The organism is Rhodococcus sp. BP-316 (assembly GCF_019836105.1).
Taxonomy (GTDB): domain Bacteria; phylum Actinomycetota; class Actinomycetes; order Mycobacteriales; family Mycobacteriaceae; genus Rhodococcoides.
On sequence record NZ_JABUEE010000006.1, the window covers coordinates 201,089 to 222,087 of the forward strand.

The 20,999-nt window shown below is 68.1% G+C and carries 22 protein-coding genes; 12 read left to right on the forward strand and 10 right to left on the reverse strand.

The genetic code is table 11. The features are described 5' to 3' along the window. Positions 1-30: 30 nt before the first annotated feature. Entirely contained in the window at positions 31-834 is an 804-nt protein-coding gene (locus HQ312_RS13590) for an SDR family NAD(P)-dependent oxidoreductase (RefSeq protein ID WP_222638901.1), read from the reverse strand. A 150-nt stretch (positions 835-984) separates the two neighbouring features. Here HQ312_RS13590 and HQ312_RS13595 point away from each other — a divergent pair, with 150 nt between their 5' ends. The 4 genes from HQ312_RS13595 (at position 985) to HQ312_RS13610 (ending at position 3,841) form a co-directional block, all read left to right on the forward strand. Further along, positions 985-1,629 (forward strand): TetR/AcrR family transcriptional regulator, encoded by a 645-nt coding sequence (locus HQ312_RS13595; protein ID WP_308123890.1) that lies wholly within the window; start codon positions 985-987, stop codon positions 1,627-1,629. Further along, positions 1,607-2,818 carry an MFS transporter gene (locus HQ312_RS13600; protein WP_222638903.1) on the forward strand — a complete coding sequence of 404 codons (1,212 nt, stop codon included), beginning with the start codon at positions 1,607-1,609 and terminating at the stop codon, positions 2,816-2,818. Before HQ312_RS13595 ends, HQ312_RS13600 begins: the two co-directional genes overlap by 23 nt. Next, complete coding sequence (locus tag HQ312_RS13605) at positions 2,815-3,324, forward strand: GNAT family N-acetyltransferase (protein ID WP_222638904.1); 510 nt, start codon at positions 2,815-2,817, stop codon at positions 3,322-3,324. The genes HQ312_RS13600 and HQ312_RS13605 overlap by 4 nt, the downstream gene beginning before the upstream one ends. A gap of 115 nt (positions 3,325-3,439) precedes the next feature. Then, entirely contained in the window at positions 3,440-3,841 is a 402-nt protein-coding gene (locus HQ312_RS13610; RefSeq protein ID WP_222638905.1) for an ASCH domain-containing protein, read from the forward strand. A gap of 163 nt (positions 3,842-4,004) precedes the next feature. Here the strand turns inward: HQ312_RS13610 and HQ312_RS13615 are convergent, their stop codons facing one another. After that, a complete protein-coding gene (locus HQ312_RS13615; protein ID WP_222638906.1) occupies positions 4,005-4,901 on the reverse strand; it encodes a hydroxymethylglutaryl-CoA lyase in 897 nt (298 codons plus the stop codon). 137 nt (positions 4,902-5,038) lie between these two features. On the opposite strand from HQ312_RS13615, the gene HQ312_RS13620 reads away from it, so the two are divergent. Genes HQ312_RS13620 through HQ312_RS13640 form a run of 5 tightly spaced genes read left to right on the forward strand, consistent with a single transcriptional unit; the run spans position 5,039 to position 11,562 of the window. Then, positions 5,039-5,704 carry a GntR family transcriptional regulator gene (locus HQ312_RS13620; protein WP_222633200.1) on the forward strand — a complete coding sequence of 222 codons (666 nt, stop codon included), beginning with the start codon at positions 5,039-5,041 and terminating at the stop codon, positions 5,702-5,704. Beyond that, entirely contained in the window at positions 5,701-6,906 is a 1,206-nt protein-coding gene (locus HQ312_RS13625; RefSeq protein WP_056443476.1) for a CaiB/BaiF CoA-transferase family protein, read from the forward strand. Before HQ312_RS13620 ends, HQ312_RS13625 begins: the two co-directional genes overlap by 4 nt. Positions 6,907-6,944: 38 nt before the next feature. Continuing rightward, positions 6,945-8,999 carry a hydantoinase/oxoprolinase family protein gene (locus tag HQ312_RS13630; protein WP_222638907.1) on the forward strand — a complete coding sequence of 685 codons (2,055 nt, stop codon included), beginning with the start codon at positions 6,945-6,947 and terminating at the stop codon, positions 8,997-8,999. 35 nt (positions 9,000-9,034) lie between these two features. Next, positions 9,035-10,924 (forward strand): hydantoinase B/oxoprolinase family protein, encoded by a 1,890-nt coding sequence (locus HQ312_RS13635; protein ID WP_222638908.1) that lies wholly within the window; start codon positions 9,035-9,037, stop codon positions 10,922-10,924. After that, a complete protein-coding gene (locus HQ312_RS13640; RefSeq protein ID WP_222638909.1) occupies positions 10,921-11,562 on the forward strand; it encodes an isochorismatase family protein in 642 nt (213 codons plus the stop codon). The genes HQ312_RS13635 and HQ312_RS13640 overlap by 4 nt, the downstream gene beginning before the upstream one ends. Here the strand turns inward: HQ312_RS13640 and HQ312_RS13645 are convergent. From HQ312_RS13645 to HQ312_RS13665, 5 genes are read right to left on the reverse strand one after another with little or no spacing between them, the layout of a single operon-like run. Further along, complete coding sequence (locus HQ312_RS13645) at positions 11,539-12,570, reverse strand: zinc-binding dehydrogenase (protein ID WP_222638910.1); 1,032 nt, start codon at positions 12,568-12,570, stop codon at positions 11,539-11,541. The two genes, HQ312_RS13640 and HQ312_RS13645, sit on opposite strands and share 24 nt — an antisense overlap. Then, positions 12,567-13,388: a phosphonate ABC transporter, permease protein PhnE gene (phnE, locus tag HQ312_RS13650; RefSeq protein ID WP_056443461.1), complete on the reverse strand. Its 822-nt coding sequence runs from the start codon at positions 13,386-13,388 to the stop codon at positions 12,567-12,569. The genes HQ312_RS13645 and phnE overlap by 4 nt, the downstream gene beginning before the upstream one ends. Beyond that, the gene (locus HQ312_RS13655; protein WP_222638911.1) at positions 13,385-14,185 is read right to left on the reverse strand and encodes a phosphonate ABC transporter ATP-binding protein; all 801 of its coding nucleotides are present in this window, start codon (positions 14,183-14,185) and stop codon (positions 13,385-13,387) included. Before HQ312_RS13655 ends, phnE begins: the two co-directional genes overlap by 4 nt. Continuing rightward, a complete protein-coding gene (locus tag HQ312_RS13660) occupies positions 14,182-15,096 on the reverse strand; it encodes a phosphate/phosphite/phosphonate ABC transporter substrate-binding protein (RefSeq protein WP_222638912.1) in 915 nt (304 codons plus the stop codon). The genes HQ312_RS13655 and HQ312_RS13660 overlap by 4 nt, the downstream gene beginning before the upstream one ends. A 48-nt stretch (positions 15,097-15,144) precedes the next feature. After that, entirely contained in the window at positions 15,145-16,278 is a 1,134-nt protein-coding gene (locus HQ312_RS13665) for a TIGR03364 family FAD-dependent oxidoreductase (RefSeq protein WP_222638913.1), read from the reverse strand. A 185-nt stretch (positions 16,279-16,463) separates the two neighbouring features. On the opposite strand from HQ312_RS13665, the gene HQ312_RS13670 reads away from it, so the two are divergent. Together HQ312_RS13670 and HQ312_RS13675 are read left to right on the forward strand one after the other, a co-directional pair. Next, positions 16,464-17,222 carry a GntR family transcriptional regulator gene (locus HQ312_RS13670; RefSeq protein ID WP_222638914.1) on the forward strand — a complete coding sequence of 253 codons (759 nt, stop codon included), beginning with the start codon at positions 16,464-16,466 and terminating at the stop codon, positions 17,220-17,222. Further along, positions 17,219-17,905: a phosphonatase-like hydrolase gene (locus HQ312_RS13675; RefSeq protein ID WP_222638915.1), complete on the forward strand. Its 687-nt coding sequence runs from the start codon at positions 17,219-17,221 to the stop codon at positions 17,903-17,905. The genes HQ312_RS13670 and HQ312_RS13675 overlap by 4 nt, the downstream gene beginning before the upstream one ends. A 130-nt stretch (positions 17,906-18,035) precedes the next feature. Here the strand turns inward: HQ312_RS13675 and HQ312_RS13680 are convergent, their stop codons facing one another. Beyond that, on the reverse strand, positions 18,036-19,274 hold the full coding sequence (locus HQ312_RS13680; protein ID WP_222638916.1) for an AGE family epimerase/isomerase: 1,239 nt from the start codon (positions 19,272-19,274) through the stop codon (positions 18,036-18,038). Positions 19,275-19,369: 95 nt separating this feature from the next. Between HQ312_RS13680 and HQ312_RS13685 the strand changes: the two genes are divergently transcribed. Continuing rightward, on the forward strand, positions 19,370-19,795 hold the full coding sequence (locus HQ312_RS13685) for an SRPBCC family protein (RefSeq protein ID WP_222638917.1): 426 nt from the start codon (positions 19,370-19,372) through the stop codon (positions 19,793-19,795). A gap of 6 nt (positions 19,796-19,801) precedes the next feature. Here the strand turns inward: HQ312_RS13685 and HQ312_RS13690 are convergent, their stop codons facing one another. Together HQ312_RS13690 and HQ312_RS13695 are read right to left on the reverse strand one after the other, a co-directional pair. Next, on the reverse strand, positions 19,802-20,485 hold the full coding sequence (locus HQ312_RS13690; protein WP_261782290.1) for a hypothetical protein: 684 nt from the start codon (positions 20,483-20,485) through the stop codon (positions 19,802-19,804). Beyond that, positions 20,482-20,958: a hypothetical protein gene (locus HQ312_RS13695; RefSeq protein ID WP_056443447.1), complete on the reverse strand. Its 477-nt coding sequence runs from the start codon at positions 20,956-20,958 to the stop codon at positions 20,482-20,484. The genes HQ312_RS13690 and HQ312_RS13695 overlap by 4 nt, the downstream gene beginning before the upstream one ends. Positions 20,959-20,999 lie beyond the last annotated feature (41 nt).

Here is a 20,999-nt window from a genome sequence, read left to right on the forward strand (position 1 = left end):
GGTCGAGAGCCGTGCTGGTGGGGCGGCAGGTCACATGCCCATGCCGCCGTCGACGGGGAGCCCCGCGCCGGTGATGAACTTCGCGGCGTCGGACGACAGGAACACCACGGCGTCCGCCATGTCGTCGACCTGGCCGAGTCGACCGAGGGGCGTCAGTTCCACGACGGTCTGCACTGCCGCCTCGACGGACGGGAACAGGCCGAGTTCCGCTGTGTCGACCGCGAGCTTGTTGCCCATCGCGGTCGGGGTCAGTGCCGGATAGATGCAGTTGACGCGCACGCCGTAGCCGAGCTTTCCCGATTCGGCGGCCGCGACCCGGGTCAGTCGGTCGATGCCCGATTTCGTGGCGGAGTAGAGGCTGATTCCCGGGAACGCGATGGTGGCGGCGACCGAGGCGATGTTGACCACCGATCCGCCCTTACCGGCCTTGCCACCGGGGCGCATCGCGCGGAATGCGTGCTTCACGCCGAGTGCGGTGCCGATGACGTTGACCTGCAGCATCGCGGACGCCGCCTCGGCGTCGAGATCGGCGATGAGACTGGTGACCTCGATACCCGCATTGTTGACGACGATGTCGAGGCCGCCCAGTGCGCCGATGGTCGACTCGACCGCCGCCTCCCAGGCCGCGTCGTCCGTGACGTCGAGCTTGACGAACTCCGCTTTCGCTCCTGTGGCCCGCAGCGCCTCGACCGTCTCCTGACCACCCGCGGCATTGATGTCGGCGATGGCGACGGACGCTCCTGCCGCCGCGAGAGCCTGCGCCATTCCCGCGCCGAGGCCCTGCGCACCGCCTGTGACCAGTGCCGTTCGTCCGGTCAGGTCGTAACTCGTCATGTCCGCTCTCCTTGTTCGAAGCGTTCTTCGCGTGGAATCACATCCGCTGTTCGATGTGATGCAGGCAACACTAGGGACAAGTCTTGACAGTCGTCAAGAAAAATCTTGACGACTGTCAAGAGTTCGTCGATGCGGCGGTATGCTTTCCGGGTGACCCAGACCACCGACCCCCGACTTCGCGTCGAGGAGCGCTCTCGAGACAAGTTCGAGGCGCGTCGCAGCGAGCTCGCACTGGCGACTCTCGCGACGTTGGCGGAACTCGGTTACGCCCGCACCAGCCTCCGCGAGATCGCTCAGAACTCCGAGTACTCGCACGGCGTCCTGCACTACTACTTCTCCAACAAGCTCGATCTCATCGCGCATGCCGTGCGGCAGTACGAGGAGATCTGTGTGACGCGGTACGACGACGTCGTCGCCGGGGCCGACTCCGCCGAGCAGCTGCGACGCTCGTTCACCGAGACCTTCTTCGGCACTCTGCTCGCCGACGCGGCGATCCACCGCCTCTGGTACGACCTACGCAATCAGAGCCTGTTCGATTCCTCCTTCCGCGCCGACGTCCTCGAGATCGAGTCCCGGCGCGAGGAGATGATCTGGCGCGTCGTCGCCCGGTACTGCGAACTCGTCGGAGCGGCGCCTGTTCTCACGCCGGCCACCGCCTACATCACCATCGACGGCATCTTCCAGCGCGCCCTGCTGAACCAGATCGCCGAGCGCCACCCCGACGTCGACGAGGGCCGGGCTCAACTCGACGCCGTCTTCGACATGGTGACCGGTGGCGTTCCCTCCTCCCACTGACGACCGCGCCGCGGATCCGCTCGGCTATCTCGGCATCGTCCGATTACCCGGTGCCGCACGCGCTTTCCTCCCCGCACTGCTCGGCCGCCTGGCCTTCGCGATGGTCGGACTGGTCATCCTGTTGGCGGTGCAGCGTGCCACCGGATCGTTCGCGGTCGCGGGTTCCGCGACGGGTGCGTTCGGTGTCGCCAATGTGGTGGCGTCACCGTATCGGGCACGTCTCGTCGACCGCATCGGTCAGCGGCGAGCCCTCGTCTCGATGGCCGTCGGATTCGCCACGGCCCTGGGCACTCTGGCCGTTCTGACGTACGTCGATGCCCCGGCCTGGTCCCTGGTGCTCGGCAGTCTGGTCACCGGATTCTTCCCTCCCCCACTCGGCGCCTCGATGCGTGTCGTCTGGAGCTCGCTGACGCCGCCGGGGCCGACCCGCACCCGCGCCTACAGTCTCGATGCCGTGAGCGAGGAGTCGATGTTCACCATCGGTCCCCTCCTCGGCGCCACCCTCGTCACCGCCCTGTCCCCGTCGATCGCACTCGCCGCCACGGGATGCGTCGCCGTCGTCGGCACGGTCGGCATGACCACCAGCCGGCACTCGCGCGGACACGGCCCGCGCACGGCAGGGACCACTCCCTCGTCGCGCCCACTCCGACGGCCCGGCTTCGTCGGTGTCCTGACAGCGATGGCAGGGGTCGGGGCCGTCCTGGGAACCGTGGAGATCGCCGCCACAGCCTTCGCCGCGAAGCAGGGAGCCATCGGATCGGCCGGAACTCTTCTCGCGGCGCTCGGAGCCGGAAGTGTCTGCGGTGGACTGCTGTACGGGCGCCGGAGCTGGGCCGGCTCGCTGACCCGTCGACTTCTGACGACGGTCCTGATGATGGCCGTCCTCACCTCCGTGCTGGCGCTGGTCTCGACCACGGTGCCGCTGCATGTCGGACTGTTCCTGCTGGGCTTCTGCATCGCACCCGCCCTGGTGACGGGGTACCTGCTGTCCGATCACCTCACCACCGCGGACGTGCGCACCGAGGCGTCGAGCTGGATCAACACCGCGGTGAACGCGGGCGCTGCTCTCGCCTCCGCGGGTATCGGCGTGGTGGTCGACTCCCGTTCTCCCGGTACAGGATTTCTGGTCGGTGGCGCCGCGGCGGCTCTCCTCCTCGTCCTGGCAGCGGTCACGAGGCCGCGCTCGTGACCATCGTCGCCGTCACCGCGCGGCTCACGCTGCGCACTTACTCCCCGGACGACGAGCACCGGCTCGACTTCTACACCGATCCCGAGGTCTGCCGGTACCTCATGCACGAGCCGTGGACGGCGGAGGACGCACGGATCGCAGTGCAGAGACGGTGTGAGCGAACGAGTCTCGACACGGGGGCATTGAATGCTCTGGTCGAGCTGAACGGCCGGGTGATCGGCACCGTCTCCGCGTGGTTCGTCGCCGAGGACACCGTCGAACTCGGGTGGACCTTCGCGCGCGACGTCTCCGGCCACGGCTACGCCACCGAAGCGGTGCAGGCAGTGCTCGACGAGGCACTCGCTCTGGACCGGGTCCGGCGCGTCACCGCGGAGATGGACGCGCGCAACGCAGCCTCCGCACGTCTCGCCCAGCGCGTGGGATTACGCGACGAGGAACTGCGCCTGCAGGACTGCTGGTGCAAGGGTGAGTGGACGGACACGCTCGTGTACTCGCTGAGCCGTTGACCTCGACCGGCCTCCGGCCTTCCCGCTGACCGCACAGGTTCTCGTAGGTGTTGCAGCGTCCGCAGCAACCGGGAACGACCGCGGGAACCCCACCCGCGTGCGCCATACTCGAGGGATGGCCGACATCGACTCTCTCCCCGTGGCCGAGTTCGCCTTCCCCGGGCCGCTGCGCGATGCCCTCGTGTCCGTGATCGTCGCAGGCCGCAAGACGGCGACCACCTCACTGCGGGTGGAGTACGAGAACGAGCCGCTGCCCCGAGTGGGCGAGCGTCACAGGGTGATCGACTCCGGCGGCGCCACTGCCTGCGTCATCGAGATCACCGATGTACGCGTCAGCGCTCTCGGCGACGTCGACGATGCGCATGCCGTCGCGGAGGGTGAGGGTCACGCCGACATCGCCGCATGGCGTGCCGGGCACGAACGCTTCTGGCGATCCGACGAGATGGCGGACACGCTGGCCGGCCTCACCATCGACGACTCGACTCTCGTGGTCCTCGAACGGTTCCGGGTCGTCTGAGCCTTCGGCCTTCCCGCTGAGAAACGGCCGGCCTCCGGCCTTCCCGAGTCACGGCCGGCCTCCGGCCTTCCCGCTTGCCTTTCGTGTTCCCGTAGGCGTTGCATCTACCGCGGGAACACGAAACGCCCGCGGGAACACGAGTCACGGCCGTCTTTCCCGCAAGTCACCGCGGAGGAAAGCCACCCGCACGCCCGAGGAACCCCGGCACGTCCTTGCCCAGCGCCGAGCCGAGCCAGGTCGCGGCGTCGACCAGCACGTCCATGCTCACTCCCGTCTCGACGCCGGAGCGGTCGAGCGCGTAGATCAGGTCCTCGGATGCGATGTTCCCGGTGGCGGCGGGTGCGAACGGGCACCCACCGAAGCCGCCGATGCTGGCGTCGAGGGCCTGCGCCCCCGTCTCCAGTGCGGTCAGCGCGTTGGCGTAACCGGTGTTGCGCGTGTTGTGGAAGTGCCAGCGCTGCGGGATGTTCGGAGCGTTCCGGGTGGCGAGCTCCGCCAGGCGACGCACCTGCGCGGGTACTCCCACGCCGATGGTGTCGGCGAGGGCGATCTCGGCCGGTGCGCATTCGGCGATCCGTGCGACGAGTTCGCCGACTCGCACCGGATCCACCTCACCGCTGAACGGGCACCCGAACGATGCGGCGATGGTGACCGTGCCCGGCACGCCCGCAGTACGCGCATCCGTGATGATGTCGTGCGCCGCCGCCACCGCCTCGTCGACGGAGCACCCCTGGTTGCGCCTGCTGAACTCCTCCGTCGCGACGACCACGACGTTGACCTCGTCGACGCCGGCCGCCAGCGCGCGGTCGAGTCCACGTCGGTTGAGCACCAACCCGATGTACGAGACGGAGCCGTCACGCGGGACGCCTGCCATGACCTCCTCGGCGCCGGCCATCTGCGGCACCCGCTTCGGGTTCACGAAGCTCACCGCCTCGATGCGCGTGGCACCCGAGGCGACGCTGCGCGTGATCAGTTCGATCTTGTCGTCGACGGAGAGGACAGCGTCCTCGTTCTGCAGTCCGTCACGGGGACCCACCTCGACAAGTTGCACCGCAGTCATGGGCCCATCCTGCGCCGACACCCCGTTGTATGCAATAGCGGATCGGAAACGAGAATTTAACGACGATTACCGGGACACGCCATCGTCATGGGCCTACATTGTGAACAATTAACCACCGACCACAGGGAGTCGCATCCATGGCGAGAGCCGTCGACCGCGTCTACGCGCACATTCGCGACAGCATCGTGTCCGGGACGTATGCGCCCGGTGCACGTCTCGGAGAGGTCGAGATCGCCGAACTCACCGAGACCAGCCGGACACCGGTGCGTGAGGCGCTGCGACAGCTCGAGATGGAGGGACTCGTCGAGGTTCTGCCGCATCGCGGGGCTCGGGTGTACCAGTGGACGGCGGACGACCTCGAGGAGATCTACGACCTGAGGATGACGCTCGAGGCCATGGCCGCGGCACGGGCGGCCTCACGTATCGGCGAGAAGGACATCGACCGACTCGCCGAGCTGTGCGACCTCATGGAAACCGCGGCCGGGGACGGAGCGGATCAACGCCTGGACCTGATGGCGCAGCTCAACGACGAGTTCCACGCCATCGTGCGCACCGCCGCGGCCAGCACCCGCCTCATCTCGATGCTCGGAGCGGTGATCCAGCTGCCGTTGGTGATGCGCACCTTCCATCGCTATGCCCCCGTCGATCTCGCACGCAGTCACGCCCACCATCGCGACCTGGTCGCGGCTCTGCGCGCCGGCGACGAGACGTGGGCGGACTCGGTGATGCGCGCCCACGTCCGCGCTGCCAAACATGTTCTGCTCCAAGCCCTCACGACCGACGAGACGAAGGAGTCCTCATGAGCGAGGCCCCCACCGGCCCACTGTCCGATCTGCGTGTCGTGGAGATGGGCCAGCTTCTCGCCGGCCCCTTCTGCGGACAGTTGCTGGCCGACTTCGGCGCCGAGGTGATCAAACTCGAGCCGCCCGGCACCGGCGATCCGATGCGCCAGTGGGGTCGGGAGAAGCCGCACGGCAAGTCCCTGTGGTGGCCCGTCGTCGCGCGCGGCAAGAAGTCCGTGACCTGCAACCTGCGCAGCGCCGAGGGTCAGGACCTCGCCCGCCGGATCATCGCGGACGCCGACATCGTGGTGGAGAACTTCCGCCCCGGCACGATGGAGCGTTGGGGCCTCGGGTTCGACGCACTGCGGGAGATCAATCCGCGCCTCATCATGGCCAGGGTCACCGGGTACGGCCAGAACGGCCCCTACGCACCGCGGGCGGGCTTCGGGTCCATCGGCGAGGCCATGGGCGGAATCCGCTACGTCACCGGCAATCCCGAGATGCCGCCGTCTCGTACCGGCATCTCCCTCGGTGATTCACTGGCAGCCGTGTTCGCCACGATCGGCGTCCTCACCGCGCTGCATCACCGGGAGAACACCGGACGGGGGCAACTCGTCGACTCGGCCATCTACGAAGCGGTGCTCGCCATGATGGAATCCCTGCTGCCCGAGTGGGAGATCGGCGGGTACCAGCGTGAGCGGACCGGCTCCGTGCTGCCGAACATCGCGCCCAGCAACGTCTATCCCACCCTGGGCGGCGAGATGATCCTCGTCGCGGCCAACCAGGATTCGGTGTTCGGCCGATTGGTCACCGCGATGGACCGGACCGACCTGATCGAGGACGCCCGCTACCGCGACCACGAGGCGCGCGGGAAGAACATGACCGAGCTCGACGACATCGTCGGGGCCTGGACGTCCGCCCTCGACACCGACACCGTGCTCGACCTCCTGCACGAGGCGGGCGTTCCCGCCGGTCGCATCTACACAGCGCGGGACATGTTCGACGATCCGCACTTCGCCGCGCGCGAGGCCATCGTGCGTCTGGCGCACCCGGACTTCGGCGAGATCCCCATGGCGAACGTCGCACCGAAGCTCAGCGACAGTCCCGGCTCGGTTCGGCACGCCGGACCCGAACTGGGAGAACACAACTCCGACATCTACGGACGACTACTCGGAGTCACGGAATCCGACCGGGCGGCGCTCGCGGAGCGCGGCATCATCTGACCTTCGCTCCTCTCACCCTCACAGCACGGGAGAACACCATGCGTTATCGACTCGGCGTCGACGTCGGCGGCACCTTCACCGACGTCTTGCTTCTCGAGGAGACGACCGGCACCACCTTCAGAGCCAAGACACCGTCCACCCCTGCGGACCAGTCGATCGGTGTACTCAACGGCATCGCGAAGGTCTGCGCGGAGGCCGAGATCGAGCCGTCGGAGATCGGGCAGGTTCTGCACGGCACCACGGTCGCGACCAACGCCATCCTGCAGGGACGTGGTGCGCGCGTCGGGCTCGTCACCACGGACGGGTTCCGACAGGTGCTGCAGATCGCGCGCTCCTTCGTCCCGGGCGGGCTCGCGGGGTGGATCATCTGGCCCAAGCCGGAACCGCTCGCGGCGCTCGAGAACACCGTCGAGGTGGTCGGGCGACTGGCTGCCGACGGGTCGGAGATCACTCCTCTCGACGAGGAGCAGGCCCGCGCGCAACTGCGTCGACTGGCCGGTGCCGGCATCGAGGCGCTGACCATCTCGTTGATCAACTCGTATGCGAACGACGCGCACGAGAAGCAGGTCGCGGCCTGGGCGGAGAGCGAACTGCCCGGCATTCCGGTCTCCATCTCGAGCCAGGTGCTTCCCGAGATGCGCGAATACGAGCGCACTCTGACGACGGTGGCCAACAGCTACGTGCAGCCGGAGGTCTCCCGCTACGTGCGGAACCTCGACCGGTCGCTGCAGGACAAGGGCATCACGGCGCCGCTGTCGATCCTGCGCAGTGACGGTGGCCTGGTGCAGTCGGCCAAGGCGGCCGAGTCACCGGTGTCCCTGCTGCTGTCGGGCCCGGCGGGAGGCGTCACCGGCGCGGTGTGGTTCGCCGAGCAGGCCGGCTACTCCGACTTCCTGACCTTCGACATGGGCGGCACGTCGACGGACGTCGCACTGGTCCTCGGCGGTGAGCCGCGGATCGGTCGTGAGACCAAGGTCGGCGACCTCGCTGTGCGCGCCACCAGTGTGGACGTCCGGACGGTCGGCGCCGGCGGCGGGTCGATCGCCCATGTCCCCGAGCTCACGAAGGCGCTGCGGGTGGGTCCGCAGTCCGCGGGAGCCGACCCCGGGCCTGCGGCCTACAGCAACGGCGGCACGGAGCCGACGGTGACCGACGCCAACGTCGTGCTGGGATACCTGCCTGCCGCCCTCGCGGGCGGTGAGGTGAGACTCGACGTCGACGCGAGCAGGACGGCAGTGGCGACCATCGCCGACGCCATCGGGCTCGGCAGTCCCGAGGAAGCGGCGTCGGGCATCGTCGACATCGTCAACGAGAACATGTTCGGCGCACTCCGACTGGTGAGCGTGCAGCAGGGCTACGACCCCCGCGACTTCGCACTGGTGTCGTTCGGTGGCGCAGGTCCGCTGCACGCCAACGCACTCGGGCGTCTCACCGGCGCGTGGCCCGTCATCGTCCCGCCGTCGCCCGGCGTCCTCTGCGCCTACGGAGACGCCACCACCTGCGTCCGCGACGAGAGCGCTCGCACGATGATCCGTGCGTTCTCCGACACCGACGACGCCGAGCTGCGCACCGCCCTGGCGGAACTCGCGACGTCCGCGGCCGCACGACTGTCGGCCGAGGGCGTGCCCGCGGATCAGCAGACGGCGAAGTACCAGGTGGATCTCCGGTACCAGGGCCAGGGCTTCGAGATCCCCGTGGATCTCGACGCGAGCGCACTCGAGTCCGGCGATCTGCTGTCCACTCTGGGAACGGCATTCGACACCGAACACGAGCGTCTCTTCTCCTTCCTGCTGAAGAACGAACGTGAGGTCATCAACCTGCGCGTCACGGTCAGCGGGCCGCGACCGGACGTGGCCTTCCAGCCGCTCGAGGAGGGCGGTGCGGATCCGTCGGCCGCACTGGTGTCCACGAACGACGTGTGGATGGACGGCGAGTACGCGAAGGCCGGCATCTACGACCGGGCGAAGTTGCTGGCGGGCAACGTCGTCGAGGGACCCGCCGTGATCACCGAGATGGACTCGACCACGTTGGTCCTCTCCGGTCACGCCGCGACGGTCCATTCCAGCGCCAGCCTTCTCATCGCTCCCCGCTGATCCCCTCTCGCCCGGAACTCATCTCAGGAGACCTGATGGCCACGATCATCGAGACCTCGACCACGCCCTTCACCACGGTTCCCGTGGACCCGATCACGCTCGACATCATCGAGAACGCGCTCCGCAACGCGCGATACGAGATGGACGAGGTGCTCTTCCGTACCGCACTCTCACCCGGTATCCGCGAGCAGCACGACGAGTTCCCGCTCATCGCCGATCCGAGCGGGAAGATGGTCGTCGGGCAGTTCGGTCTGTCCGTGCCCGACTTCCTCGACAATTTCAACGGGACCGTCGGTGAGGGCGACATCCTCCTCACCTCCGATCCGTACGCGTGCGGTGCCGCCATCAGCCACGCCAACGACTGGCTCATCGTGCTGCCGATCTTCCACAGCGGCCGCGTCGTCGGATGGTCGTCGATGTTCGGCCACATGTCCGACGTCGGCGGCAAGACCCCGTCGTCGATGCCCACCGACGCGCACAGCATCTTCGAGGAGGGCGTCATCATCCCGCCCTTCAAGCTGTACAGCGAGGGGCAGCTCAACGAGACCGCGCTCGACATCATCCTCAACCAGGTCCGCAAGCCCGACTGGAACAGAGCCGATCTCAACGGCCTCGTCGCCGCGTGTTCGACGGCGTCCCGGCGCATCGTCGAGTTGTGCGACAGATTCGGTGTCGACGTCTACCTGTCCGCCCTCGACGCACTGCTGGACCGCAACTACCAGGCGATGAAGGTACTGCTCGCGATGCTCTTCGTCGACGGCGAGACCATCGAGTTCAACGACTTCATCTGCGACGACGGATGTGGTTACGGACCTTACGAACTCGCGATCACACTGACCCGGCACGGCGAGAAGATCCACCTCGACTTCAGCAAGGCGGCGCCGCAGGCGGTCGGTCCGATCAACTACTTCATCAACGAGAACCTCGTCCGGATGTTCTTCGGGATCTACGTCATCACCGTGGCGGATCCGCAGATCCTCTGGAACGACGGCTTCTATCCGCTGATCGACGTCACCATTCCCGAGGACTCGTTCTGGAAACCGCGCTATCCCGCGGCGCTCAACGGCCGCAACCACGGCATCGGGCGGGTGTTCGACCTCTTCGGTGGGCTCCTGGGCAAGAACAATCCCGACATCCTCAACGCCGCCGGGTTCTCGTCGTCACCCCACTTCATGTACTCGGGCCACTACGACGGCGGACCGCGAGACGGTGAGTGGTTCCAGCTGTACTCCATCGGTTTCGGTGGCATCCCCGGCCGACCGATGGGTGACGGTCCGGACGGACATTCGCTGTGGCCGTCGTTCGTCAACATCCCCTGCGAGTACCTGGAGTCGTACTACCCGCTGCGCATCGAGCGGTGGGAGACGGTCACCGACACGGGCGGCGCCGGTCTGCATCGCGGCGGCAACGGCGTGGACGTGGCCTACTACTTCGAGGAGCCGGGCACCATCGCGATCCACGACGATCGCTGGCTCACCTATCCGTGGGGTGTGAACGGCGGCAAACCCGGTGCACGCGGACGTAAGTGGCTGATCCGCGCGTCGGGTGAGACCGAGATCCTCCCCAGCAAGATTCACGACGTCGAGGTGTCGCGGGGCGATGTGCTGCACTTCGTGACGTGGGGTGGCGGCGGCTGGGGCGACCCGCTGACGCGCGATCCCGAGCTGGTGGCGCTCGAGGTGCGTCGCGGCCTCGTCAGCGCCGACGGCGCTCTGACCGGCTACGGCGTCGTCTGCGACGCGGACGGTGTCATCGATGCCGACGCATCCGCGGGCCGACGCGAGAGCATGGCAGCCGAGCGGGGCGAGATCGAGGTGTTCGACAAGGGTCCGTCCCTCGAGGTCATCCTCGAACGGTGCGAGGAGGAGACCGGTCTGCCGGCGCCACGTCCGCCCGTCAACGTACGGAAGGCGGTGCGCGCGTGACGGACACGCTCGGGTCGTATCGCGAGTCGGGTTTCGCCGGCGATCTCGGACCGGGGCGCAGCGCGGCGGTACTGGTGATCGACGTCGTGCAGGCGTACCTCGTCGACGGGTCGCCCCTGCGCGCTCCCGTGGAGGACGCCGTCGCCGCTGCCGCGACTCTCGTCGCGGCAGCGCGCGACGCCGGGGTACCGGTCGTCTTCACTCGCGTGAGCTATCAGGCCGGCGGCGCCGACGGCGGGCTGTTCATGCGGAAGATCCCGGCACTGAGCGTGTTCGAGGAGGGCTCGGATCTCGGCGACTTCCCGTCGGCCCCGCGGCCCGCAGCGGGCGAGACCGTCGTGACGAAGCAGTACGCGAGTGCCTTCTTCGGCACGTCGCTCGCCGCGACCCTCACCGCACGCGGTGTCGACACCCTCTACATCTGCGGCCTGACCACCAGTGGCTGCATCCGCGCCAGCGCCACCGACGCTCTGCAACACGGATTCCGGCCACTCGTGGTCGCGGACGCGTGTGGTGATCGGGAGGCGGGGATGCACGAGTCGAACCTGCTCGACCTGCGGGCGAAGTACGCGGACGTTCTCACCCTCGACGAGGCGGTGGGGCACTGGGGACGGTCAGACGACGAGAGCGGTGCGTAACGAGGACGACGGCCCGGAGTCCTGGAACGCGCGACCGACGTCGGCCAGTGCGAGACACGGACCCACGAGGTCCGCGAGCAGCGTGGCGGCGGGTGTTCGTGCCAGGAAGGCGACCGCTTCCACGAGGTCGTCTCGTCGGTAGTTGTGGCTTCCCACCACGGTGATCAGTTCGCGCACCAGGCGTTCGGGATCGACGGACACGGGAGACGTCGGGAACACCGACCCGACCAGCGAGACTCGCCCGGCCATCGAGACGACGTCCAGTGCGGCACTCACCGACGACGGTGCCCCGGACATCTCGAACACGGCGTCGGCCCCGTTCGTCGCCGCGGCGTCCGCCAGATGTTCCGGGGCGCATCCGACGTCCGCGCCGAGCTCGCGTGCTGCCGCTCGTCGGTCCGCATCGGGATCGCACGCGACGATCGACGCGGCACCCCGGTCGCGGGCGTAGGCGATCGCCGTCAGGCCGAGCATCCCGCACCCGAGTACGACGACACGGTCACCCTCCCCCAGATCGACCCGACGGGCCGCATTGACGACGGTCGCGGTCGCACAGCCCGCCGGTGCGGCGAGTGCGGCGGGAAGGCGCTCGGGTACCACCACGGTGCCGGTTCCGGACACCAGATGAACGTGGGACGCGAAACCGCCGTTCAACATCCATGCCTCGGTCATGCGCTCGTGTCCGTACTTGCGTCCGTTCCGACACTTCTGCGGCACCCCGCCGGCACAGGGCCGGCACGCGCCGCATGCGGTCCCCACCGTCCAGACGATGCGGTCCCCGACGGCGACGCCGGCATCGCCGCGCACCTCGATCACGCGGCCGACCGACTCGTGGCCCAGCACCGTGGGCACCGGCGTTCGGCGATGCCCAGCGACGGTGTGGCGGTCGCTTCCGCACACGGTCGACATCTCCACCTCGACCAGAACGCCCCCGGGATCCAGTTCCGGCCGTGGCAGTTCGCGAATCGAGAATCTGTCACCCGACCAGACCGCGGCGATCGGCGTCACGCGCCCAACCGCTTGCGCACGGCGCCGCTCAGCAGATCGACGGCCACGACGAGGACCAGGACCATGAGGATGTACGTCATCATCTCGTCGAAGCGGAAGAGTGAGATGGACTGATTGATCAGGAAGCCGATACCGCCGGCACCGACCAGTCCGAGCACGAGCGACGAACGGACGTTGACGTCCAAGCGGTACAGCAGAAGTCCGACGAACTGGGGAACGACGGTGGGGAGCACCACGTGCACCGCCACCTGACTGCTCGATGCGCCGGAGACCCGCAGCGCGTCGATCGGGCCCTCGTCCATCTCCTCCATCGCCTCGGACCACAGCTTCGCCATCACTCCCGTGTTGTGCAGAATGATCGCGAGTACGCCCGCGAACGGACCGAGACCGACGGCGGTGACGAAGATCAGAGCGAACACGATGTCCGGCACGGCCCGCAGGAACGACATCACTCCCCGCGAGGCCTGGTAGACGACAGCGTTGCGGTTGGTGGTGCGCGCACCGAGCACCGCCAGTGCGACCGAGAACGGAATCGAGAACGTCGTCCCGACGAGTCCGATCGCCAGGGTCACCAGGCATGCCTCGATTCCGGGGCGCACCACCGTCGACCACGTGAAGTCCGGCGGCACAGCTGATTCGAGGAAGCGGACTATCCCTTCCCACCCACCGACGAGTGCGGACACCGAGACATCGGTCTCCTCGACGGCCCAGGCGTGGAGCAAGATCAGTCCGACGACGACGGCAGCGGTGGCGAGCACCACCAGTCGGCGGCGGGGACGCGGCGGGACGGCCAGACGCCGGACAGTGAGGGTGGTCATCGATCCGAGTCCTTCTCGTCGAGTGCGTTGGCGCCGGACCCGTACAGTGCCGCGACCGTGTCGTCGTCGAGGTCGTAGGCGGCGCAGGAGAATCCGACGCGCCCCCGGTCCATTCCGACGATGCGATGACAGTGGCGGCGGGCGAGATCCGGTTGATGCAGGACGGCCGCGACAGCGATGCCGTCGGACGCGAGAGAACGCAGGAGTTCCATGACCTGCATCGCCGACGCCGGATCCAACGCGGACACAGGCTCGTCCGCCAGCAGCACAGGAGCGCGCTGGCACAGCGCGCGAGCGATGGCCACACGTTGCTGCTGGCCGCCGGACAGTCGATCGGCCCTGTCGTGGGCACGGTCGGCGAGACCCACTCGATCGAGACAGCCCATCGCCTCCTCCCGGAGCTCACGACCGAAGGCGAACGTCGACCACGATCGTCGCAGCGACAACCGCCCCAACGCGCCGGCGCAGACGTTGTCGAGCACCGATCGCCGCCCTACCAGGTGGATCTGCTGGAACACCATCGACGCGGTTGCGTCTCCCACGATGGTGACCGTTCCCGCGTCCATCTCGGTGAGACCGACGATGCACCGCAGCAGTGTGGACTTCCCGGATCCGTTGGAACCCAGGATGCCCACCACCTCGCCCGAGTGCACGTCGAGATCGATGCCGTGCAACACGGCCCGGTCACCGAACGAGGATCTGACGCCGCGCACCGTCAGAGCGGCAGCGCCGCCGGAACCCGCGGCGGCAGGCGGCACTGTCACCGCCGGCGCCGATGTCGAGGTGGGCGCGCTCATCCCGCGTCCTCGGACGTCAGACCCAGCGTCGTTGCGAGATCGAACAGCGGCTGATACGTGCTCTTGTCGACCGGGAGGAGTTGTCCTGCGGGTTCGACGTCGAGGAGTGCTCCGGCCTCGGCGACCGCATCGGCGGGCAGATCGAGCAACGCGTCCGCGACCGCCTTCTGGAACTCCTCACTCGTGCCGCCGGCGACCGTGATGGGGTCGTTCGGAATCGGATCGGATGCCCAGACCTGCCGGAATTGCGAGGTGTCGAACTGGCCTTCGCCCGTGGACGTCGCCAACTGCTGGGAGTTGATCTCCGCTGCGTCGACCTTGCCGTTCGCCAGGGCGAGGAGGGCCTCCGGATGCCCACCCGCGTAGGTGATCGAGACGTCGGAATCCTGCATGCCGCTGTCGCGCAGCGCCATCCGCGGAAGCGCATCACCCGAGGTCGACCCCGGCTCGGACAACGCGAGACTGCGGCCACGCAGATCCTCGATCGACTGGATGTCGGAGTCCTTCGGAACCCAGACGCCGGCCGTGTAGGTCGACAACACCCCGTCGGCGGTTCCGAACGACGCCAGCGGCCGCGCATCCGCCTCCTGGCTGGCGAAGACGTACCCGAGCGGACCGAAGACTCCCAGCTCGAGCTGCCCGTTGCGCATCGCGAGCACCTCCGCCGAGTAGTTGTCCACCACGGTCACCTCGACCGGGCAGTTCAGCTTCTCCGACAGGGCTTCTCCGACCACCTGGAAGGCCGGGGTGAGTTTCGCCGGATCCTCGAAAGGCTCCACGCCGAAGCGGATGGTGCCACCGGGGCAGGTCGGTGACGCATCCACCGCGTCACCACCCGAACCGCAGGCGCCGAGAGCGAGAGTGGTGACCGCGACCGTGATGACGGCGGCGGTCGAACGGGACACGCGCATGGGAAGGTCTCCTGGTCTGGGGGAAGCGTGGGTACGAGCGGGACGGGGTCAGAAAGAGTCGAGAACGGTCGGCGCCAGGCCGAATGCCGTGGTCATGCCGATGCCCGAGGTCACGGACACCACGCGTACGGCGGGCAACGGTGCAGCGGTGAGGAAGTCGGTGTCCGGACTACTGGCGTAGACACCCCGCCACCGCCGCAGGACGGTGAGGGGAGCGCCGAACAGGCGCATGCCCTCACGGAGAAGAAGCTCGGCGTCGAACTCGTCGTCGAACGGGCTGTGTGTCCGGGCATGGTGGTGGGTGTCGCCGAGGACGACGGCGCCGTCCGGACGTTGGGTGAGCATGAGATTCATGACCACGTCGAGAAGTTCGGGCGAGTCCTCGGCGATCCGTCGCCGAACGAGTGCGGCGGACGGCATCGCCGACAGTCCGGCGTATCTCAGCATGGACAGGCCGGTCAGCACTGCCGGCTCGATCACGACACCGCTGGGTGCGGACACCTCCAGCATCTGAAGACGGCAGCGCTCCATTCCGATGCCCGCCGCGATGTCCGGGAACAGTCGATCCACGTCGTGTCCGACGGCGTGAACCACTGCGTCGCACACGATCTCGCCGTGTGGAGTGTGCACGGTCGCGCCGGCACCGCTCGACTCGATCGCCGTGACGTGCGTCGCCCAGCGGAACTGCACTCCCTCCGCGGCGAGCCAGGAGGCGAGGGCGGGAATCGCTTCACGAGGATCGACTCGAAGATCGTGAGTGAACCGCGCGGCACCGGTGACGCCGGGGCGGTCGAAGGGCCCGGCGCAGACACCCATGTCGACCTGCTCGGTCCCGCGTTCGGCAGCGAACTCCTCGAGCACCGCGAGTTCGTCCGCCCCGCGAGCCACCACGAGCGTTCCGCACTCGCGGACTTCGAACCCGGCCTTGCTTCCCAGCGTCAGCCACCTCTCGCGCGCAGCGAGAGCGTAGGTCAGCGCGTCCCCTGCTTGTGCCGTCGTGCAGATGTGTCCGAAGTTCTGGATCGACGCCCCCACCGCGCGATCGTCTCGTTCGACGACCACGACCGACAGTCCCCGGAGCACCGCTTCCGCAGCGTGCGCCAATCCGACGATGCCGGCTCCGACGATGACGATGTCGGCACGGGACGGTGGAGGTGTCGATGGTTCTCGGGTCTCGGTCACGGCGATGACGTTGCTCCCCGAGCCCGGCTCGGTCAAGGAGGTCCCGCAACTTGTACATACATGTTTACCGACCGTTCATCCAGTTCATGGGTCCGCAGTCGTGGGCGATGCGGCATAGTCGTGATCGGTACGACCAGTTGTCCAGTCAGGTCGCCCATACCCCGATCCACCGGAGGGTGCGCACGATGTCACTACCTCTGCACGGCCGTGTCGCCGATGCGCTACGCGGTCAGATCACCGACGGAACGTTGCCCGTCGGTGCGCCGCTCCCGTCCGAGGCGCGCCTGTGCGCGCTGTTCGACGCGTCGCGGGGCACGGTCCGTGCCGCCCTCGCCGCACTCCGCCACGAGGGGCTCATCGCCGGCGGTCGCGGTCGTCCTCCCGTCGTGTGCGCGACCGCCGTCGCGCAACCGTTCGAGACGTTCATGTCCTTCACCGCCTGGGCCGACTCCATCGGCAGGGTTCCCGGCCAGCGCACCCTCGAGGTGGCACGCCGGGCCGCCGGACCCGTCGCCGCAGCCGCGCTCGGTCTCGATGCCGGCACCGTGGTCATCGACGTCCTGCGCCTGCGAACCCTCGACGGGGCACCCGCTCTGCTCGAGCGATCCAGTTTCGTGGAATCGGTCGGCCGCAGACTGTTCGACTTCGATCCCGATTCCGGGTCCATCTACGCCTACCTGATCGGCGAGGGGGTGGACCTGCACGGCGGCCGACACACCATCGACGCCGTGTCCGCCACCGACGTCGACGCCGCCCATCTCGACATCGATCCCGGAGCGCCACTTCTCCGCGAGCGGCGCCGGGCGACGGACAGTTCGGGCACCCCCCTCGAGTACGCGGACGACCGGTATCGGCCGGACCGCGTCGCCTTCACCATCGACAACACGCAGTCCGCCGCACACGGCGCGGCCCACGACCTACGCATCGTCAAGGAGAGCTCATGACCGCCCGCTCGTTCGACCTCGCCTGCCTCGACATGGCCGGCACCACCGTGGACGAGGGCGGGCTGGTGTACACCGTGCTCGCCGCGGCCGTGTCCGACGCGACGAACAGTTCCGTGTCCGACGAGCTTCTGTCCCGATGGAAGGGAACCGGAAAGCGCGAGGCCATCGTCGGTCTGCTCGACGGCCTCGGAGCGTCGACCGACGACCGGCACGTGGACGTCGTGTTCGACGACTTCACGACACGACTGACCGAGGCCTACCGGGAGACTCCCCCGTCGCCCGTCCCGGGTGTGCCCGACGCCCTACGGCAGTTGCGCGAGCGCGGAGTGAAAGTAGGGCTGCAGACCGGTTATTCGGCAGGGATCACGAAGGCGATCCTGGACGGGCTGGGGTGGACCGTCGGTACCGACCCCCGAGACACGGTCGACGCCGTGATCACCTCCGACACGGTGCCGGCGAGTCGCCCCGCTCCCTATCTGATCTTCCGGTGCATGGAGGCGACCGGCGTGGTCGACGTGCGCCGGGTGCTCGTCGCCGGTGACACCCCGAACGACGTTCTGGCAGGCCACCATGCGGGCGCCGGGTTCGTAGTCGGAGTGTTGAGTGGGTCGTTCGACGCCGCCGCTCTGTCCGCTGCGACGCACGTGCTGCCCAGCGTGGTCGGCGCAGTGGACCTGCTCTAGACCGCTGCGGCAGGTCACATCCACGGCACTCGTCGTTGCCACCACGGCATCGATCGCGGTCGCTCCGATTCGACTGTCGCCGAGCGTGAGCGAGTAAGGGAACCGTGCGACGACGCGCACGGGCATCGGGTCACCGTGGACCGGGCATACCGCCGCTCAGCACCGCCGCAAGGCTCGATCCCGTGGGATACCGACTGATCCACACCGCCTGGGCTGCGTGGTAGATGTCGGGCTTCCCGCACCACACACTCGTCGCCACGGCGTTGTGCTCGTCGAGTTCGTGGTGCCACGATCCGTGCGCTCGGTCGATGTAGCAGTCGGCTGCGTGATCCCACCACGCGCGATAGTCGTTCTCGTACCGCCCTTCTCCGGTCCACCGCAGCAGGGTCGCGGCGGCGGCGATCGCCTCGCACAGCACCCAGTGCAATCGCTGGGTCACGACGGGCCGGCCGGTCCAGTCGGTCGTGTAGACGAAGCCGGGCGTCGACCCTTCCTGCCATCCGTCGGCAGCGGCGCGCCGATACAGCGATCGAGCGACGTCCACGTGGTCGTGGCCGCGCGCGCTGGTGGCCACGAGGGAGACCTGCAGCATCAGGCGCGACCACTCGAAACCGTGACCGACCGTCGCACCGTAGGGCTTGAACTGATCGGCCGGACTGTCGGAGTTGTACTCCAGCAGCGGTTCCCACTCGGTGGTGAAGTGTTCGGGGATGCGCCAGTCGTTGGCCTCGGACCACTCGATGACGCTGTCGCAGATGCGAGCGGCCCGCTCGCGCCACACCGTGGGGGCGCCGGCGTCCACTGCCGCGAGCATCGCCTCCACCATGTGCATGTTCGCGTTGATCCCGCGATAGTCGTCCAGCTCCGACCAGTCGGCGTTCCAGGTGTCCACGCACATGCCACTGCGGTCGTCCCAGAACCGGGCATCGACGACGGCGAGTGCCTCGGCGAGCAGTGCAGGTCCGCGAGGGTGACCCGCCGCGGTGGCCGTCGACGCCGCGAGAACGACGAAGGCGTGCGTGTAGGCCGACTTGGTCGCGTCGTCGGTCGACTCGACCCAGCCGTCGTGTCGGTCGTCGCGCAGCACCGTCAGGAGTCCGTCGAACAGTCGGTCGGCTCTGCGGCGAGAGCCCGGATGCCCGAGCAGCGCACCGAGGTACTGCACGTGCACCATGCGCGCGGTGATCCAGGTGAACACCGGCCGCGTCAGATCCGGCTCGCCCGTGTCGTCGAGCCACGCCGCGCCTCCCGACGGGTGATCGAGAGTGCGGCCGAAGTCGAGCAACCGGGCGGATTCGCCGTCGAGCCACGACCTGTGGGACGGAAGCGTCGGCCAGGAGGGACCCGCAGGCATCTCGTTCGAGGACACCGCGTCACCCTACGAGACCGTCGGCGCCTCCCGGCTCGGAACAGCGGCACCGGTGCTGACATGATCGGGTCCCGCATCGAACAGGAGTCCCTCTGATGGCAGCACCCACGCGCGTCCACGTCACCCACACGTTCACGTCCGCACCGGATGTCGTGTTCGCAGCCCTGTCGGAGCACGAGAACCTCGGCCCCCTGTTGGGAGCGAAGATCACGCGTGTTCGTGACGGAGACAGCTCGCGCAACGGTGTCGGCTCCACGCGCGCACTGAAGCTCGGCCCGCTGCCCGCCTTCCACGAGACGACGATCGTCTCCGAACCGAACACCCTCATCGAGTACAAGATCACCAAGGGCTCACCGCTGCGCGGACACTGGGGCACCCAGCGCCTGACCCCGACGACCGACGGCGGCACCGCTCTCGACTACACCATCGGATTCGACGCTCCGGTTCCCGGCCTGGCTCTCGTCGTCGCGAAGGTTCTCACCTCGACCATCTCCGCCAAGATCGGCAACCTCGTTCCCTGAAGAGGGTCAGAAGGTCTCGTTCCAGTCGCGAGCGAACATGAATGCACCGGCGGTGCCCCAGCAGGTCACGCCGAAGTCGACGTCGGACGAGCACACCACTCCGGACGTCGAGAGAACCTCGCCGTACTCGAGCACTCGAGGTGCCGGGCTCGTGTAGATGCCCTGCGTGGTGCACAGATGGTGTGAGCCGGCATCGTCGACACGGACCGCGTACTTGTCGTTCGGCGCATTCGTGCACATCGGGCCGTCGACCGGCTGCACACTCGTCACCGCTTGGCATCCGACCTGGCCCGCGGGTGAGCCACCGGCCCAGATCCCGCACTGCACGTTTCCGCTGGGCGTCGTGAAGTTGGTCAGGCCAGGGGCGGTCTGGAACAGGGCCGGGTCGACCGTTCCCGACTCGGGGCTCGGACGCGGCTGATTCCAGGGAAACAAGTCGGACACCTCCTCCGGGGTTCGCCGCGGCGAGGTGGCAGTGGACTCTCCCGACACCTGTGCACCGGGTGCAGGAGGCGTCGCCGACTCCACCGCCGGTGTCGTGGTGGTCGGCTCCACCGTCGACGTGGCCACCGTGGTCCCCGCAGCCGCCGCGTCCGCCGCGTCCGTCGCGGAATCCCCGCCGGAACACCCCACCAGAGCCGACGCACACAGTGCAGCGATCGGAGCGACGAACGTCCGCATCGCCGTCATCGGGCCGGCACCTCGAAAGTGGGGCTCGGCGTGTGCGGGGTGTTCGTCCTGAACGTGACAGTGACCGGTCCTGCACCCGTGTCGATGTCGAGATAGGGGTTGGTCACGTTGGGGCCCTGGAAACGCCAGCTCGCCACTCGGTGTTCGGCGGTACCGCGAGCGCCGGTGTCGTGATTGTGCCAGTCCGCGTACATGGTCACGTAGCACTCGTAGTCGGCCAGCCCCACCCACGCGGGGCTGTACAGATGGGTCGTGAAGTCAGCGTGAATCTCGTCAGGGGTGTAGCCGCTGGTCACTCTGACATCGACCGTTCCGGCGAGGCACTGGGGAACCTCGGCGAGAGTGTGGATGCGCTGCTCCGGTGAGAAGTACATCGGTTGCGCACCGGCGTTCACGGTGCCACCCACCGTGACGACTGCCGTCAGGGCGCCGGTGACGACGACGGCGCGAGTGCTGATCGGGCGCTTCTTCATGACCCTCCTCGAGTGGACTGCACGACCCGCCGAACGTAACA